Origin of the sequence: Maribacter sp. MMG018, assembly GCF_018100785.1 — a bacterium.
In the GTDB taxonomy this organism is placed as follows: domain Bacteria; phylum Bacteroidota; class Bacteroidia; order Flavobacteriales; family Flavobacteriaceae; genus Maribacter.
Window position 1 is genome coordinate 1 of the sequence record NZ_JAGJEC010000004.1, and the last position, 17,284, is coordinate 17,284.

General features: G+C 39.6%; 10 protein-coding genes. 6 read left to right on the plus strand and 4 right to left on the minus strand.

The window, feature by feature from the left end; genetic code table 11:
- Positions 1 to 128 precede the first annotated feature (128 nt).
- The 3 genes from J8L85_RS15080 to J8L85_RS15090 form a co-directional block, all read right to left on the minus strand.
- Positions 129 to 2,114: a putative porin gene (locus tag J8L85_RS15080; RefSeq protein ID WP_211018639.1), complete on the minus strand. Its 1,986-nt coding sequence runs from the start codon at positions 2,112 to 2,114 to the stop codon at positions 129 to 131.
- Positions 2,115 to 2,233: 119 nt separating this feature from the next.
- Positions 2,234 to 3,610, minus strand: coding sequence for a RagB/SusD family nutrient uptake outer membrane protein (locus J8L85_RS15085; protein ID WP_211018640.1), 1,377 nt, complete (start codon positions 3,608 to 3,610; stop codon positions 2,234 to 2,236).
- Between the two features lie 13 nt (positions 3,611 to 3,623).
- Positions 3,624 to 6,677: a TonB-dependent receptor gene (locus J8L85_RS15090; protein ID WP_247656695.1), complete on the minus strand. Its 3,054-nt coding sequence runs from the start codon at positions 6,675 to 6,677 to the stop codon at positions 3,624 to 3,626.
- A 209-nt stretch (positions 6,678 to 6,886) separates the two neighbouring features.
- On the opposite strand from J8L85_RS15090, the gene J8L85_RS15095 reads away from it, so the two are divergent.
- The 6 genes from J8L85_RS15095 (at position 6,887) to J8L85_RS15120 (ending at position 16,608) form a co-directional block, all read left to right on the plus strand.
- The gene (locus tag J8L85_RS15095; protein ID WP_211018959.1) at positions 6,887 to 7,483 is read left to right on the plus strand and encodes a ribonuclease HII; all 597 of its coding nucleotides are present in this window, start codon (positions 6,887 to 6,889) and stop codon (positions 7,481 to 7,483) included.
- A 29-nt stretch (positions 7,484 to 7,512) separates the two neighbouring features.
- A complete protein-coding gene (locus J8L85_RS15100) occupies positions 7,513 to 9,987 on the plus strand; it encodes a ribonuclease HII (RefSeq protein ID WP_211018642.1) in 2,475 nt (824 codons plus the stop codon).
- Positions 9,988 to 10,190: 203 nt separating this feature from the next.
- Positions 10,191 to 11,525 carry an OmpA family protein gene (locus J8L85_RS15105; protein ID WP_211018644.1) on the plus strand — a complete coding sequence of 445 codons (1,335 nt, stop codon included), beginning with the start codon at positions 10,191 to 10,193 and terminating at the stop codon, positions 11,523 to 11,525.
- An 11-nt stretch (positions 11,526 to 11,536) separates the two neighbouring features.
- Positions 11,537 to 12,235, plus strand: coding sequence for a hypothetical protein (locus tag J8L85_RS15110; protein WP_211018646.1), 699 nt, complete (start codon positions 11,537 to 11,539; stop codon positions 12,233 to 12,235).
- A 31-nt stretch (positions 12,236 to 12,266) separates the two neighbouring features.
- Positions 12,267 to 13,637, plus strand: a complete 1,371-nt coding sequence (locus tag J8L85_RS15115) for a S8 family serine peptidase (protein WP_211018648.1) — start codon at positions 12,267 to 12,269, stop codon at positions 13,635 to 13,637.
- A 148-nt stretch (positions 13,638 to 13,785) separates the two neighbouring features.
- Positions 13,786 to 16,608, plus strand: a complete 2,823-nt coding sequence (locus tag J8L85_RS15120; protein ID WP_211018650.1) for a CHAT domain-containing protein — start codon at positions 13,786 to 13,788, stop codon at positions 16,606 to 16,608.
- Here J8L85_RS15120 and J8L85_RS15125 read toward each other — a convergent pair.
- The gene (locus J8L85_RS15125) at positions 16,546 to 17,283 is read right to left on the minus strand and encodes a tetratricopeptide repeat protein (RefSeq protein WP_211018652.1); all 738 of its coding nucleotides are present in this window, start codon (positions 17,281 to 17,283) and stop codon (positions 16,546 to 16,548) included. The two genes, J8L85_RS15120 and J8L85_RS15125, sit on opposite strands and share 63 nt — an antisense overlap.
- Position 17,284: the final 1 nt, after the last annotated feature.

Consider the following 17,284-nt stretch of genomic DNA (forward strand, 5'->3'; position numbering starts at 1 on the left):
GTACCAACTTTTACGGAAAAAATGCAAACAAATAAAAAAAAGAAGCCAATCGTTTAAATATCAGCACATTACAAAACACACCTAAAACAACACTCTCATATACAACAAATTACAAACCCTGATTTCTATTACGAAAAGAAGTTCCAAACAAGACCAAACCGTATTACAAAATCTCTATATGGATAATTAGGGGCAGAATAATAGTTATAATCTCCAAACAAAGAATTAAAATGTTCTGCTTTTAGAAATATTCTGGTCTGTTGTATTCTTGCATTTATAAAGAAATCCAGCAAAGGATACCCCCCTAACTCTTCCTTGTCCTGAACAAAGAACTCACCTAGAACAGGATTATAACCGTTCATGTTATATTTAGAAAAATACTTAAAGGTTATGCCTGTCTGTAAATACATGGCCTTCTTAAACACATCGGAAGAAAAATACAAAGTGTTTCTTGTTACCAATTGTGGCACATTTAGCACATCGGCGTCTTGAGAAACCGCTTGGTACATGAATGTATTGTTCAACGCAAATTTACCAAGGGTAAACTCCTTATTGTACTTAACCTTTAAATATGAGATTCCAGCTTCTTCTTGATATGGTTTTATGTTTGCATTTTCAAGTCCCTCTTCCAGATTCAATGAGGGGTCGGTTCCAAAATAGGTGTAGTTATCTAAATTGGTATATTTTACAGAAACACCTCCCAACAATTTCGAATCCAAAGAAAACTCAAGACTATTTATTCTTTCTTTCTTAAAAACATCGGTATTCTGCCAATTGTAATTCAAATATTCACTTTGGTACAGTAAAAAATTAAAGTTCGGCATTCTTGCAGAGGAATGAACTTTAACCTTAAACCTATATTTATCGTTCAGGTCATAAGAGGCGACCGCGTCCAATATATTACCAGAAAGATCCCCTGAGACATTATACTTAAAAGAGCCATTTACCAAAAATCCTCCAATTTTCTTTTCATAATCTGCACCTATGGCCACTTCAGCCCCATTCAACTTACTATCTATCTTATCACCATCCTCGGAAATTAACGTACTATTAAAAAAGTAATCGTAATTAAAAAGGTTTATGTTACCCTTCAACCTTCCCAATACACTATTATAAAACTCGAGATTAACCTGATTATAGAAAGTTTTTAAACTTGCCTTATCGTTGATCGTTGAAAGAATGGCATCCCCAAAGTACGAATCACCCGAATCTTGCATGAATTGATAATATTTGGTCTCGTAATTAAAAACATGCCCTATGGCCAACGACGTTTTTTCTACGATACTGGAATCTTTCCTCTTTCTGACTAGTTTATATGTATGATCTAAATAATATCTTTTACCCAGGATCTTGTTATCGGCATCATCAAAACGAACGTCCACTTTTGCCCTATCTGTAAACTCGGGGTCGCCAGACTCGAACTGGAGCTCTTTATCGGTCAAACCCGCATTTTCTTCCGAAAGTATATCTTGCGCCGCAATATGGGCCCGTAGGGCATACCTACCGTTCTCGGTCATGTAATTTGAGGTAGCGGTAAAGTTACCGGATTGTATTTGATTGGAGTTATATTTACCCAGAGACCTATGCCCTTTGTACCCTATTGAAAAATTTAACCGCCTAGAGGTATTAAAAGTGAGCATGGCATCCAATAGCTGCCCCTCTTCTAAAGTTGTCTTGAACAAAATATCTGTCATAGGGGTAGCTACATTATAGTAGTTAATATCCTCTACCTCTCTATAGTTAAAATGTTTGGCCATGGCCCCAAGTTGAGGATACATCGTAGCCCTTTCCGCATTCACCCCCAATTTATTATAGGTTTGCCCAATATTGGACAAAGGCATAAGCTCAAAATCATCTTGCCGCAGATAATTATACTTGTATTCTTTTTGAACTGTAAGGGTGGTATCTAAAAAGGTGGTATCTCTCGCAAAAGAAATAATCTTATAATCGCGAATGGTAACCTCGCTAACACTATCTTTCTTAGCAGCTGATTTTGGAAGTGTCTTCACATTATTAACAGAGAGTGAATCGTTTTTTTGCCTAGGCGGTCTTCTTTCTTGCGAAAAAAGTGTCAGGGCCGAAAAAGAAAATACCAACAATAAAAAATATCTCATGCGCATATATTACGGAAACAAAGTTAATTTTTTTGTTACTAACAAAATGTGAAAGTTTATGCAATAAAAAAACCCCGCCAAAAGGCGGGGTTTTCTTTTATAATTGATACTAAGGTATATTAATAACCTTCGTTCTGTACCATATTAGAATTTGCATTCATCTCAGCCAATGGTATAGGCCAAGCAAACAAATTATTCGGATAAGTCAATGTCTGAATAACATTTTGAGTTAGCCCAACAGCATCAACTGATTGACCTGTTCTCATCAAATCATCAAAACGGAAACCTTCAAATATCAACTCTTTTCTACGCTCGTTCAAAATATCTTCTTTGGTAACAGATGCATAAGGAGCAGCATTTCTGTTTGAAGTTATTTTATTTATCTCTGTTAATGCATCTCCACCTGTCTCCAATAATGCTTCGGCATAGTTCAATATTACTTCTTCATATCTAAACAATGGAATGTTATCCGTTCCATTTGGCGTCTCTGGATATTTACCCATATTCCTCAACACAGTACCCCCGTCCTGGTATCCTAAGATATCTAAACGAACATCACCTGCATCATAAATATCAACTACATCATCCATCACCTGAACATCACCATAACCTCCTGGTTCATCCTCGGGATATCTGTAAATGTATGCCAATGAATTAGAACTTAAATTATCAGTAGCACTGAATGCCAATTCAAACAATACGTTAGAACCACCGTCTCCAGACCAACTAGACACATACGAACCGGCATCTATAACAGAATACAAGCCAGAACCAATAACAGCCTCCGAAGCTGTTACCGCTCTAGGCCAGTCTCCGAAGTAAACAGCAACCCTAGACTCCAATGCCTTAGCCACATACTTAGACACCAATGTCTTATCTGTATCATAGGAAGAATCCATCATTCCAAAAGCTGTTTCCAAATCGGTATAGATCGCTTGCTTTACATCCTCTACAGAGCTTCTAGAAGGAAATAAATCCTCACCTTTAAATGTAGTTACAATAGGCACACCCAAGGTTCCACCTGCATGTTGCTGCCCATATGAACGCAACAAATCATAATTACCCAATGCCCTTAAGATCAATGCTTGACCCTGAATATGGGCACCATAATCCAAATCACCTTCTAAAGTAGACAAATCTGTATTAATGATAATGTTAAGATTCGCCATCATCTCATATACATCATCCCAGATATAACCTGTATTTGAATTATAAGTAAACTGAGCATTCGTGGTAAACCTACCGGAACTACCATTTGCAAAACAGTTGTCAGACCTAACCTCATTGTTAGCGATTATATCTCGACCATAGTACTCCTCGTCCGTTAAAACATTATGCGCCCCTTTAAGAACACTGTACAAGTTGTCCACTTTGGTAATACTACCCTCAACATCTTTACTTTGTGCCAAGGTAGGCTCAAGATCTTCCGTACTACACGATGTCATCACCATTGCCATTACAGCAAACGATAACACTAAAATTTTATTTGTTTTCATCTTTTTCTTTTTTTTAGAAGTTCAAATTAACACCTATCGCTATTGTTCTAGAAGGTGGTGTTTCCAACCCGGTTTCACCAGGTGTCACATCTCCTCCTTGGCTATCAACATCTACTTCAGGGTCATACAGCAAGTTGTCATCCTTAACCCAAGTAAATAAATTATTACCTCTAACAAAGAACCTAAGTTTATCAACACCTATTCTCTCTACCGCTTTTGAAGGCAAATCAAAACCAACAGTCAAAGCTCTTAACCTAAAGAAATCTCCATCGTATAGATACTTAGAGTGTCTTTGCCATCCAGTTGCACCTCCCGTAAACTTGCCATTACGAGCAATATCACCGGGCTCTTGCCATCTATCCAATAAAGATGTATAACCATTGTAGGAGAAGACAGAATACCCATTTGGCTGATTCAAATACAAATGCCAACCTTCATATACTTTGTTGCCACCGGCATAATAACCGTTTGCGTTTATGAAAAAGTTCTTATACTTGAAATTAAAGTTAAGACCAGCCGTAAAAGTTGGTACTGCATTGGCACCTTGGAAAACCGCTTCAGCTTCGTTAAAATTTGTAGTCGTAGCTCCATCTACTCCATTGATGTACCATTCCTCATTACCGGTATCGGGGTTAACACCCGCCCAAGTAGGCATATACCATTCTCTAACAGAGTGTCCGGTTTCTATTCTCGTAGTCGACGTAGTTATTGTTCTTTCAATTCCATTAGGATCCAGAGGAAGTTCTGTAACCTCATTATCAACGGTTGCAAAATTACCGCCCAAAGAAAACTGAACATCTTCTGTATTAACGATATTGAAATTAAGTTCAACCTCAATACCTTTATTGGTCAACTCACCAATGTTTTGATATTGACTACCAAATCCTGTAGTTAAAGAAAGAGGCACATCTAACAACAAATCTTTAGAAGTTCTGTGGTAATAACCAGCACTACCGCTCACAACGTTGTTAAACAAGCCGAAATCAACCCCTACATCCAAGGTATTAGAAGTCTCCCATGAAAGATCCTCGTTACCAAAAGAACCGACATACTGAGCACCTTCTCCATTATAGTCAGCACTGTAACCAAATAAAGACTGATATTGGTTGGCACTAATATTAGCGTTACCCGTAACACCGTAAGAAGCTCTTAACTTAAGGTTGTTCACCACATCAGAATCAGCTAAGAAATTTTCTTTTTGCAAGTTCCATGCAGCACCAACAGACCAGAAGTTACCCCACCTGTTGTCTTTTGAGAATCTAGAATTACCTTCTCTACGATATGAAAGATCTAACACATATTTACCTCCAAATGCAGAATACTTAACCAACCCCATGTAGGCAGCTATATAATAATCATAGAAACTAGAGCTCACACCACTAGGAGTACCTACACTATCTAAATAGTACAATCCGTCATCAGCAAAATTCTGACCATAACCACCTACAAAATATCTGCGGTTTGATTGATATTCTTGCAACACTTTAAAATCCAACCTGTGGTCATCATTAACATCCCAACTATAATCAAAGTAATTTTGAAAAACATAGAAGGCATTCGTTCTATCATATTGTTCCGCATCACCAGAATTTGCAGCGCCGTAACCATATACACGGTTCGAATAATTCCTGTAATTATATCCTTGATAATCCACATTGAAAACACTACCATAAGATAGACCTTTTCCTAAATCCCAATTTAAAGCATTATTGGAAATAACTCTTGTAAGTCTATTTTCGTAAATATTGTTATCTAAAAGATACAAAGGGTTTGGCAACGAACCAGAAAAAAGGTTATAAGAGCCATCTTCGTTGTAAGGCATATACAATGGAGACATAAAATACTTTGCAGACCTAGGGCTTTCAAAATAAGCACTAGTTTCCAAGAAAGCATTTTGTGTCGAATACGACCCTTGGTTATTTGAAGTAAACTTCAAACTTGGCGTCAAATTTTTTGTAAAATTGATAGATCCTGAAATTCTCTCAAAAGAAGGACCTTTTACCGTTCCCTCTTGTTTCATATAACCTATAGACCCAAAAAAAGTATGGTCGTCACCACCGCCAGCAGCAGAAATACTATGCTGTTGAACAGGGGCAGCGTCGTTTCTTACAGCACGATCCCAATGAGGCTCGGGTCTACCTGCCGCATCCCAATCAGCATAAGAAGTAGCTAACAATTGATTTATCCCATCTTGCTTAGTAGCAGCATCCCCATCGTTATAAAGAGCTTCACCACCAAGCTCTAAACGCTGCGCTGCAGTTAATGGAACTGGCCCGGTAATCGCATCTCTCTGAAACCCGTAGCTAGAGTTAATGCTAAATTTAGTTTCACCCGCCTTACCAGACTTGGTCGTAATCAAAATAACACCGTTAGAACCTCTTGCACCATACTGAGCAGTTGCAGAAGCATCTTTAAGTACTGTTATAGACTTGATATTATTGTTATCCAAAGCAGCCAAAGGAGACAATGAAGAGTATGCACTACTAGCGCCTACATTATCATTACCTACAGGAACACCGTTGATTACATACAAAGGCTCATTCCCCGCAGTAATAGAACTAATACCACGAATACGAACGTTAGATACTGAACCTGGAGTACCAGAAGTAGCAGACATAGCCAAACCAGCCACGTTACCCTGTAACGCCTGATCCACACTAGGAGCTATAATTTCAGATAACTTTTCGGCATCTACCTGAACAACAGATCCCGTAACATCCGATCTTCTTTGAGAGGTATAACCCGTTACAACAACTTCTTCCAAAGCTTGGGCATCATCCTCCATCTGAACATTGATCACATTACCTGCCCCAACTGTTCTAGTCACTGTTTTTTGTCCAACATACGTGAACCTTAATACGTCACCTTGATTTACCATGATGGTATAGTTACCATCAAAATCTGTTTGTGTCCCGTTAGTAGTTCCTACTACTACAACAGACACACCGGGTAATGGCACATTTGATTGATCCGTCACATTACCGGAAACCGTTTTTTCCTGCGCATAGGAAAATGAGATGCATAACGCCAATAAAGGGGTCAACATCCACGCAAACTTCTGTTTCATACATTTTTGGTTTTTGAATTAGCAAGTGCCAAAATTCATGAAAAAACCGAAGTAATCCAAAAGTCTTCTTAAGCCGAAGCCAAAAAATGTTAAAATATTCTGCTGTTTTAAAAAAAATAAATCAATTTTGATTTTTTAATGAAAAAAACACAAACATTTAACTTTTATCAAGAATAAATTTAACTGATTAAAAAGTTAACAAAATCATAATTTTGAAGAAATTTTATACTTTTTTTAACGAAACGGGTACTGACGAAGCTGGAAGAGGGTGTTTGGCCGGTCCGGTAACGGCTGCTTCGGTAGTATTACCAAAAGACTTCGAAAATACCATTCTTAACGATTCTAAACAAGTATCCGTAAAGAATAGAGATCTGCTAAAATCGATCATCGAAAACGAAAGCGTATCCTTTGGTGTAGCACATATAACACCAGAAAAAATTGATGAAATAAATATCCTCAACGCTTCTATATTGGCCATGCACAAAGCAATCGACCAACTTTCGGAGACACCGCCCTTTATTATAGTGGACGGCAATAAGTTTAAACCATACAAAAACGTACCATATAAATGTATTGTAAAGGGCGATTCTAAATACATGAGCATTGCCGCGGCCTCTATTTTGGCAAAAACCTATAGAGATCAATACATGGAAAAATTACATGAAGAATTTCCGATGTACAATTGGAAAAAAAACAAAGGCTACCCTACCAAGGAACATAGGGAGGCCATAAGAAAATATGGTATTACCAAATACCACAGAAAAACTTTTAGACTACTGCCCGAACAACTTAGTCTAGAACTTTAAAAAGTATAAATTTGCCTAAAAGTAAATTTATGAGGGTTAGAATACTACTTCTTTTTTTTAGTGCTATCTACTTTACCGCCTGCTCACCAAAAAAAGAGCCTACGGATTCTCTCCTTAATTTTGTTCCGGAAAACGTTTCGGTAATAGTTAAAATCAATGACTTAAATTCTTTTAAATCAGAAATTGAGGACAACGACCTCATATCCAATGTAGAAAAATTAGATTTTTCGGAAAAAATAAGCAACGGGCTACGACAGCTTAAATATATTCAAAGTAAAACAGACGGTCTTCTTGCCATATTGGAAAATTCTCAAAACAGTTTTGATTTTGTTTATGTTTCATCGGATACGCTTCCCATCCTAAATATGGACAATATAAAGGACAAAACCCTTGAAACAATTGAAAACGCCGGATTGAAGATTGATAAATACACTTTAAACAATACTACCTTTAACAAAGCCACAATAAAAAACAAACAAGTAATTAGTTCTTCGGAAATTCTTCTATTAAACATCAAGGAAAATATAGAACGGCAGAAGGGCACTAAAAATGATATCCTCGAAAAATTCAACAAATTATCGGACCCATCTAAATCTGCCCAAATATGGGTAGACTTGTCTAAAGGTGAACAACTATACAACCACCTATTGAATATTAAGCCGGACACGACCCAATCTTTTAAACACAATAACTGGCTCTCGTTGGACGTAAACCTTAAGGACGACCAATTATTATTGAACGGTATAACTGTTCTAAAAGATTCCACAAACAACTACCTTAAACTCTTCACCGACACCAAACCTTTACCCAACACCACCGCAAAACTTATACCTACAAATACGGACTCTTACCGATCCATCACCTTTAACGACTTTAAGTCGTTTTCCAACAACAGGGAAAAATATTTGGATGGGGACTTAGAAAAGGATTCTATTTTATCTACGGTAGAAGAAATAGGCATTGCTCAAATAAACGGTGCTAAGGCCGTTGTTCTAAAAACCTATGGAGCTGCCAACATCACCGATTTTGTAAACAATCTTAAGAGCTCCTCCATCGATTTTCAGGGAAGTGAAATATTAGAGCTTAGACCCGATAATTTTATCTCTAAAAACCTTTCCCCGATCATTGATGATTTTACACCAAAGTATGCCAGTATTATCGAAAACACCTTTGTCTTTAGTAAAGAACTAGCACCTATAAAAGACATTATCTCTACCAATAAAGGCGAGAGATCATTGGCCAATACGGTAATGTACAAAAACACAGAGAATATTACTACAGACGAGTCCACCATACTTACCGTCTCAAACTTCAAAGGTTTTCAAGAAAACCTAAAACAAAATGGTTATACGCATTTGGCCAATGATTTAAAGAATACCGGTTTATCAGATTACCTTTTTGGGTCTCAAATAATTGCCGACCACGGTTTTCTACATACCAATTATTTTCTAAAAAAAATATCGGAATCGGAGAACTTGGCAGGTGTTTCCGAAATATTCAATATTCAATTAGAGACCGATATTCTGCTTAACCCCCAATTCTTCACAAACCACAGAACAAACAAGAAAGAAATTGTTGTTCAAGACCAAGACAATGTACTTTACCTTATTTCCACACAAGGAAAAATTCTTTGGAAGAAACAGTTAGAGAGTGCCGTGCAAGGCAAAATACACGAAATAGACATTTATAAAAACGGAAAATTCCAACTGGCATTTACGACCAACAATAGATTTTTTGTTATAGACCGAAACGGCAAAGAGGTGGCGCCTTTTACCTTTAAATATGAAGGCGGTAACCTTAACCCATTGGCCGTATTCGATTATGAGGGCAACAAGAACTATAGGTTCGTGGTTACCCAAAACGATAAAGTATTTATGTACAATAGCCAAGGGAACATTGTATCCGGCTTTAAGTATACAAAGGCCAAAGAGAATATAATAGCCGCACCACAGCATTTTAACATCGGCCAAAAAGATTATTTGGTCTTTAGACTCAATGATGGCAGTCTTAAAATACTAAATCGTGTTGGCAATGTTAGGGTAAAAGTTTCTCAAAAATTCTCTTTTTCCGAAAACGATGTCAAGGTCCATAAAAATAAGTTTGTCATAACTACCAAAGACGGTGTTCTATATAAAATAGATACCAAGGGCAACATTGAAAAAGCGGACATGAAATTAAATGCGGACCATGGCATGGATGCTACCTCTAGAACATTGGTGTTAATGGACGATAATATTTTGACCATCAGGGACAAAAAAGTAGCCTTAGAGCTAGGCGTATACACCAAACCATCCATTTTTTACCTGAACGATAAAATATATGTATCGGTGACCGATATACAAAATCAAAAATCGTACTTGTTCGACAGTCAGGCAAAACCCATTTCCGGTTTTCCGATTTTCGGCACTTCTACTATAGATATGGCCGATATGGACAATGACAAAAGACCTGAACTGGTCATTAAAGACCTGGATAATTCTTTCATAGTCTATAAAATACGTTAATACATATTTTTTAAGTATTCATAAGCCTGTAGTTGCCAGCTATACATTCTTCTTAAAGATTTGTTGAAGTTTCTTTAGTTTTAATGTTAACCCTAATAGATGTGCAGGCATTAAATAGTGAGATTAGATCGGGAACCAAATTATTTCCCCTTTTCTGTTTCTCTATTAAAAACACCTATGAATACACTAAAATTTATGTACCGATGAAACGTATTAAGCACTTCTTACACCTAATACTCACCTTATCCTTTGTTTTTTTATCCGCATCTGAAGTTCATGGCCAGTTTCTGAAAAAATTAGGGAAAGCGGCCGAAAAGGCCGCGGAAAGAACAGTAGAACGGCGTGTAGAGAAAGAAACCTCCGAAAAGACAGATCAGGCCTTGGACAGTATTTTTGAACCCGGAGCAAAGAGCGGTAAAAAATCCCCCATCCCTACCGGAGACAAATCGTCACAGACAGGCTCTGGCGACACCAATTCTCCACAAAGTTCCGACGTAGGAACCCCGACAGAAGCCTCATCCAAAACATTGTCGGTTTACAGTAAGTTCGATTATGTTCCTGGGGACGAACCCTTGTTCTTAGATGATTTTTCAAATGAATTTGTCGGTGATTTTCCTTCCCGATGGAACACCAACGGAAGTGGCGAACTTGTTACACTAGATGGCGAAGAAAATAAATGGCTAAAAATTCTACCGGGCTTCTCAATGGCCTACATTCCTGATATCAGCCCATTGCCAGATGAATTCACCTTAGAGTTTGATGTAATTGCCTTAGGACTGGACAGCAAAACTTCATCACAATCTTATTTCGGCATTGTTATAAGTGACAACAACACTTTTAAACAATCGGCGAACATGGGTATGGTAGAATACTCTTTTTGTCAATTTATAAACCCCGGGGTAATCGTTGAAAACAAAATAGCCTCGAAAAGGGTGATCCGAAACGACGTAAAGGCAGATATACGAAACATTGTAAAAGAGAAACACCATGTATCGATAGCTGTAAACAAAGAACGTTTTAGATTTTGGATCAACGAGAACAAATATATTGACGTACCACGACTGTTACCGTCAAATACACAAATGCGGGGTATAAAATTTACGCTCCGCGGAACCGACACCAACAAAGAATCTATTCTTATAAGTAATGTAAAAGTAGCCAAGGGAGGTGTGGATCTAAGAAGAAAATTATTGGCAGACGGAAAAATATCTACCACCGGTATTCTGTTCAACAGTGGATCGGCCCAGATACAACCACAATCTATGGGTATTATCCGACAGATATACCAGGTACTTCAACAAGACAGTACTATAAATCTAAAGATCGTTGGCCATACCGATGCAGATGGCGATGACCAAAAAAACCTTGAATTATCAAAAAAAAGGGCAGATGCGGTAAAAAACGCCCTTGTATCTATCTATAACGTCTCTCAAAGTAGATTGTCTACAGAAGGTATGGGAGAAACAAAACCTGTTGGAGACAATACTACAGCAGACGGTAAAGCATTGAACCGGCGTGTAGAATTTATTAAACTATAAAAAACGAAATCATGAAAACCACTTTACTAACTGTAGTATTATCTTTTATCATGGCCACCATCACTTTTGGCCAAGACAACTGCAGTAAATTCTACCCACTCAAAGAAGGTAGTTCTTTTGAATATACCAACTACAACAAAAAAGGAAAGATAGATGGCTCTGTACATTACACCATCTCAGAAGTACGGTCCGAAGGTAATGCCACCGTAGCTACGTTCGACATGAAATACAAGGATAAAAAGGGAAAGGACCTATTTGAATCCAACTATTCCTTTAGTTGTGAAAACGGTTTGGTCACCATCGATTATGAATCTCTTTTCCCTTCGCAAATGATGCAGCAGTATACCGACATGGGAATGGAGATGGATATCTCGGGAACCGATATTCAATTGCCCAACAACCTGAGCGTGGGCCAACAATTGGCAGATGCCAATGTTTCAATAGCCATGAGCATGGGAGGTATTAATATGAATACCTCGGTAAACCAAACAAATCGAAAAGTAGAGAAAAAAGAAAGTATAACCACCTCTGCGGGCACCTTTGATTGTTATCTACTAACCGAGGACCAAACTACCGAGGCTATGGGCGCGAATATTGAAACATCTACAAAACTATGGTTAGCAGAGGGCATAGGCATGATAAAGCAAGAGAGCTACAAAAAGAACGGAGCCCTGATCAGCCGAATGGAGCTTACCCAATATAGCAAGTAACCAAAACTAAAAATATTAAACAACCACTACTATGAAATTAAAGACAACCCTGATTATATTGGTATGCCTTGGCATTACCTCCTGTTCTAAATGGCATTACGGAGACCACAATGACGACGACCCAAACGACAACGAAGAAAAGTACAATGAAATAATTGTCGACGAGGGCGCCAGTAGCCAAAAAGATAAGATCGACCTTTCGCCCAACGAGGTCATCGTTACCTATGATGGTGTCGATACGACCCGAAAAACCGAAATACGTGATAGCATAACGAGCGAATATCCCGGATTGGAAATCTTGAAATGCGATTGTGGCAGCGATGATATTGAAATGTGGAAGTTCGACCCGGCCACACCAAACGTAGAGGCGATCATCGAGGGGGTCGTGGACAGATTGCCGCGACGCAACCCTCGGGGAAGAATCGAGGGAGAACAATCGTTTATTGTCTCCTTACCGGATATGCCCCCCTTTGTCGCCCAAGGTCAAAGCGGTGGCGAACCGGCCTTTATAGCGCCTCGCGATGAAAACAGTGTGAACATTGCCATTTTGGATACCGGGATAGATTATTTTCGGCCCGAACTTACCTCATCGGACAGAAATGTTCTTTTCCCAAGTGCCGATTTCACCGATTGTATAAGCACCCAATCGGGATGGAATTTCACCCAGGGAAATCAAGATATTTTGGACGAAAACGGCCACGGCACTTATGTCACCAAGATCATTACCGATATCCTCGATGCCGAAGAAACTCCGGTAAACTACCAAATTCTGCCCTTAAAAGTGTTCGATAGCGAAGGCAAGGGCTCATATTGGAACATACTATGTGCCCTGACCTATGTAAAATCGATAAACGAAAACGGAGGGAATATCCATGTAGTCAACGCCAGTTTTGGTGGTGCCTTGGACCGCACTTATTTCAGTTCTGACAGCAACATATTCGCCCATCTTTTAGGCGAACTAAATGACCTTGGGGTTCTGGTGACCACATCGGCAGGCAACGAAGGCAGGGATAACGACAATGGTCCCGAAGGCCACTTTTTATCTTCCTATCGGACCAAAAACATGTTGACCGTAGCCGGCTACAATTACATTGAGGGCGACGGAGAGGATCCAAGGTTACACGAAAAATCAAATTTCGGAAACGAAAGCGTACAAGTAGCCATGGCCTTTAATGGCTATGAAGTTATCCTAGGTTACCCTAGCGGATTGGACGACCTGATTAAGTTAGAGGGCACTTCCTATTCAACGGGAGCCATGACGGCCCTGGCAGCCATTGTACATCGCGAGACAGGATTGGTATCGGAGGGTTTAAAATCGGCGATATTGTCTTTGCCCATAGTTAGCTACTCTCCCGAACTCGACGGAAAAATTGAAGGGGGACGTGTAATTCTACGCGAATAGTTTTGCCCATAAACAGGTTTGAGAGCTCTTGGTTTCTATCAAGGGCTTTCCTGTTTTTAATTTTTCGGCATATTATACTCTCTTTTAGCCATTTGTATTTATATACATTGTGCAATTGTTGTACTTTGTAGCATTCATAGGTCAAAAAATGTCAAAGCAACGCCCTTTCTTTTCGGTTCCCGTTTTTTGGTGCATACCTATTCTCTTTTTTCTATTTCCCATTGTTGGTGTATCGCAACACGACCAACTGCTTCAGATAATTGAAAGCGGACAGGCCAAGCAGCGTACAGAAAATAGCCTCGATCAATTTTTCAAGGACAACAAGCCCCACTTAAACGACCGGGAACTTGCCGATTGCTACCATGATGTGGCGAGCAAATGGTATTATGAAAACTGGTGGAATACCGGCAGCGTTACCGACCTCGAAAAGGCCATTGGCTATACGGAAAGGGCCTTGAACATTAAAAAGAAGCTCGATAGCCTTCCCCCAGGTTCTTTGGAAAAAACTGCCTACAACCTCGGTGCCTTCCATCATTTGAACGGGGAAGTGTTCAAAGCCGAAAAAGCATATCTTTTTCTAGTGCAAAACGGTAAAGATGCCGCTAAGATAGAAAATGCCAAGGTTGAACTGGGCAACATCTATCTTGAGATCGGGGACTTTTACAAGGCACTGGAACAATTTGATGAAATTATAATTTCCAACAACAGCACTAAAATAACCGAGAATCTCATCGATGCCCATATCATCAAGGCCGAAATTTTCTCCTTAATGGGCATCGCCCAGTTTTCGCAAGAGATCCGTACCAATCTGTCAAAGGCAGATTCCCTTTTGAAACATTCGGGCATCAGCGAGAGTTACTATAATAATAGGATCAACCAAACCGAGGGCAACAGGCTGATTGAAATCGGTGACTATGAAAATGCCATAAAATTTCACAAAAAGGTATTATCGGACTCCCTCAACCTCTACCCCAACGAACTCGCCCGGGTATATAACAGCCTTGGTTTTTCCGAAATTAAATTAAAACGATTTGAGTTGGCCGAGAAGTATCTGCAAATTTCCATCGACCATGACCCCAACTACTCGCTGCCCTATGAAAATTTGGGAGACCTCTATAGCGCCAAGAAAGATTTTGACAAGGCAATGTACCACTACCAAAAGGCCATTTACTGGTCGATCAACAAATCGGACCCCGTTGAAGTCACAACCCTACCTTCCCTCAGTGAAATAGAAGTGGCCTCCGAAAAAATATTCTTGCTCAACCATTTGGTCACCAAGGCAAATGGTTGGTTGCGATTTTATGAGGAAGAGCCCAAGAAGGCCTATCTTCAATATGCACTTTCCACTTTCCGTCTTTCCGATCGCTTGATCGACCTGATCCGAAACGAAAGCACCGAAAACCAGTCCAAATACTTTTGGAGGGAGAAGGGCGCAAACCTCTATTCAAAGGCGGTAGAAGTGTGTTATTTGCTAAACCTCCCCGAAACGGCCTATTACTTTATGGAGCGGAACAAGGCCCTTTTGCTTTTGGAGGATATCAGTGCGGAACAAGCCAAGGAAATCGCCAATTTACCCCAAGACGTATCGGAGCGGGAGTTTCTTTTAAAAAAGGACATTTTACTTCAGGAAAACCAGTACCAGAACCACACCGACCCCACCTTAAAAGATTCCCTTAAAAAAGTGGTTTACGAGACAAAACAAAGGTATTACTCCTTTATAGACTCCTTGACCGAAGCTTATCCGGAGTATGAAAAGACCAAAAAACAGATTCAAATTTTACCGTATGAATCCTTTAAGTCGAAATATGTAACGCAAGACCGTGCGGTGTTGCAATACATCCTCAATAAAGACCAAGGTTACGGTCTTTTCAACAGCAGCGAATCCACCGTATTTTTTAAGTTGGAAAACGCCCCCGAACTCAATAACGAACTCATAGAACTATATACCCAACTGACCGACTTTGGGGCCTCGCGGTCTAAACTGGAGCAGTTTAACCGCATTTCCAATAAAATTTTTTCGCAACTAATTCCTTCTACCGTTCTTAAAGAACTTCAGAACAAAAAAGTGACCATCGTCTCCGATTACCTTTTACAGCAAATACCCTTTGAGGCCTTTGTCACCAAAACAAACCCGGCCCGCTATCTCATTGAGGACACCGAAATAACCTATGCGTATTCCGTTTCGTATTTAGATGCGAAGCAAAAGATAGGCAACACACCCCGTCGGGGCTTTTTCGGTTTGGCCCCGGTCGAATTTTCGACCTTGAACCTGCAGCAACTCCATTTTAGCCAACCGGAGGTTGAAGAGGCCGCAATCTATTTTGAAGGGGATACCTACCTCAACGACCTAGCTACCAAAAGCAACTTTCTCGAGAACCTTCCGCTTTACAAGATCATTCATTTATCGACCCATGCGGATGTGGGCGATAACGGCAACCCCTGGATTGCCTTCAGTGATGAAAAAGTTTACCTAAACGAACTTTATGCCGCAAAAACAGAGGCCCAAATGGTAGTTTTAAGTGCCTGTAACACCTCTATTGGGGAGCTAAAAAAAGGCGAAGGTGCCATGAGTCTGGCTAGGGGCTTTTTTCATGCCGGAGCCAAAAGTGTCATTTCTTCGCTATGGTCGACCAACGATAAGAGCAGCAAGGAAATAATGGCCGGTTTTTATCAAAATCTTAGTGAAGGACTTAGCCAATCGGAAGCGCTGCGCGAAGCCAAACTGCATTACATAAACACCAACAAGGGCAGTAACTTGGGCCCGGGCTACTGGGCGGCGCTTATCGTAATCGGAGATGATGCGCCCGTAGTGCAACATACTTACAAATGGCCGCTTTACGGCGCCCTTCTATTTGTATGCCTCACTTTCTTGGTTTACTTCTTGATAAAAAAACGTGCAAAAACTAGTTTACTCCAATTCGCCCAAAAGTTCAATCGCCTCCGGTTTTTTGTACCTACCGTCTTCCACTAGGGCTTCTAAGCTTTCCATTGCTTTTTCTTTTTCCCTTAGTTTTAAATAGGCCAAAGATCGGTACCAAAGGGCCTGTGGCAGAAATTCGCCGTTAACATCAATTACCTGGTCGAACAAGTCGATTGCCCGCTTGGGCTCGCTTATCTTTAAATACGACTGAGCAAGGTAAAAGTTGACCGTTTCCGTGTTTTGGGTTTGCTTAAGCTCCGTAAAAAGAGCAATGGCCTCAGAGGTGTTATCGGTTTCATAGGCCATAAAAGCTTTCCGTTCTTGCGAATCACCGGTATCCTCTCCTCGGGTAATGGCATAGACCGTATTCGGATACTCTTGAAAGTTATCCTCGTACAAATTGCCATAATTTGGACCAGAAAATGTATTGTACCCCAACCAACCTAAGCCAATTACCAAAGCAACAGAAGCTGCTATGGCCCATTTACGGATGTCTAGTGTTGTTTTTTGGATAGGCCTTTCTTTTTTGATATCATCTTCAAAATCTACCAACCGTGACTTAAGTTCACTATTTTCTTTTTCCCTTATAACCTGTTTAAGGTCATTTTCAAAATTGAACTGTTGTCGAAACTCTTTATCCGTCTCCAAAAGTTGATCCAAAAGTTTCTGCTCCTCTGGTGTAATACGGTCAGAAAAATAGTTATATAGTAATTGCTCTTTGTCCATA

Excerpts from the sequence above, each read along its gene's own strand:
- J8L85_RS15115 (WP_211018648.1), top strand. The coding sequence starts at position 12,267 with ATGAAATTAAAGACAACCCTGATTATATTGGTATGCCTTGGCATTACC.
- J8L85_RS15105 (WP_211018644.1), top strand. The coding sequence starts at position 10,191 with ATGAAACGTATTAAGCACTTCTTACACCTAATACTCACCTTATCCTTT.
- J8L85_RS15085 (WP_211018640.1), bottom strand. The coding sequence starts at position 3,610 with ATGAAAACAAATAAAATTTTAGTGTTATCGTTTGCTGTAATGGCAATG.
- J8L85_RS15120 (WP_211018650.1), top strand. The coding sequence starts at position 13,786 with ATGTCAAAGCAACGCCCTTTCTTTTCGGTTCCCGTTTTTTGGTGCATA.
- J8L85_RS15090 (WP_247656695.1), bottom strand. The coding sequence starts at position 6,677 with ATGAAACAGAAGTTTGCGTGGATGTTGACCCCTTTATTGGCGTTATGC.
- J8L85_RS15125 (WP_211018652.1), bottom strand. The coding sequence starts at position 17,283 with ATGGACAAAGAGCAATTACTATATAACTATTTTTCTGACCGTATTACA.
- J8L85_RS15100 (WP_211018642.1), top strand. The coding sequence starts at position 7,513 with ATGAGGGTTAGAATACTACTTCTTTTTTTTAGTGCTATCTACTTTACC.
- J8L85_RS15110 (WP_211018646.1), top strand. The coding sequence starts at position 11,537 with ATGAAAACCACTTTACTAACTGTAGTATTATCTTTTATCATGGCCACC.
- J8L85_RS15080 (WP_211018639.1), bottom strand. The coding sequence starts at position 2,114 with ATGAGATATTTTTTATTGTTGGTATTTTCTTTTTCGGCCCTGACACTT.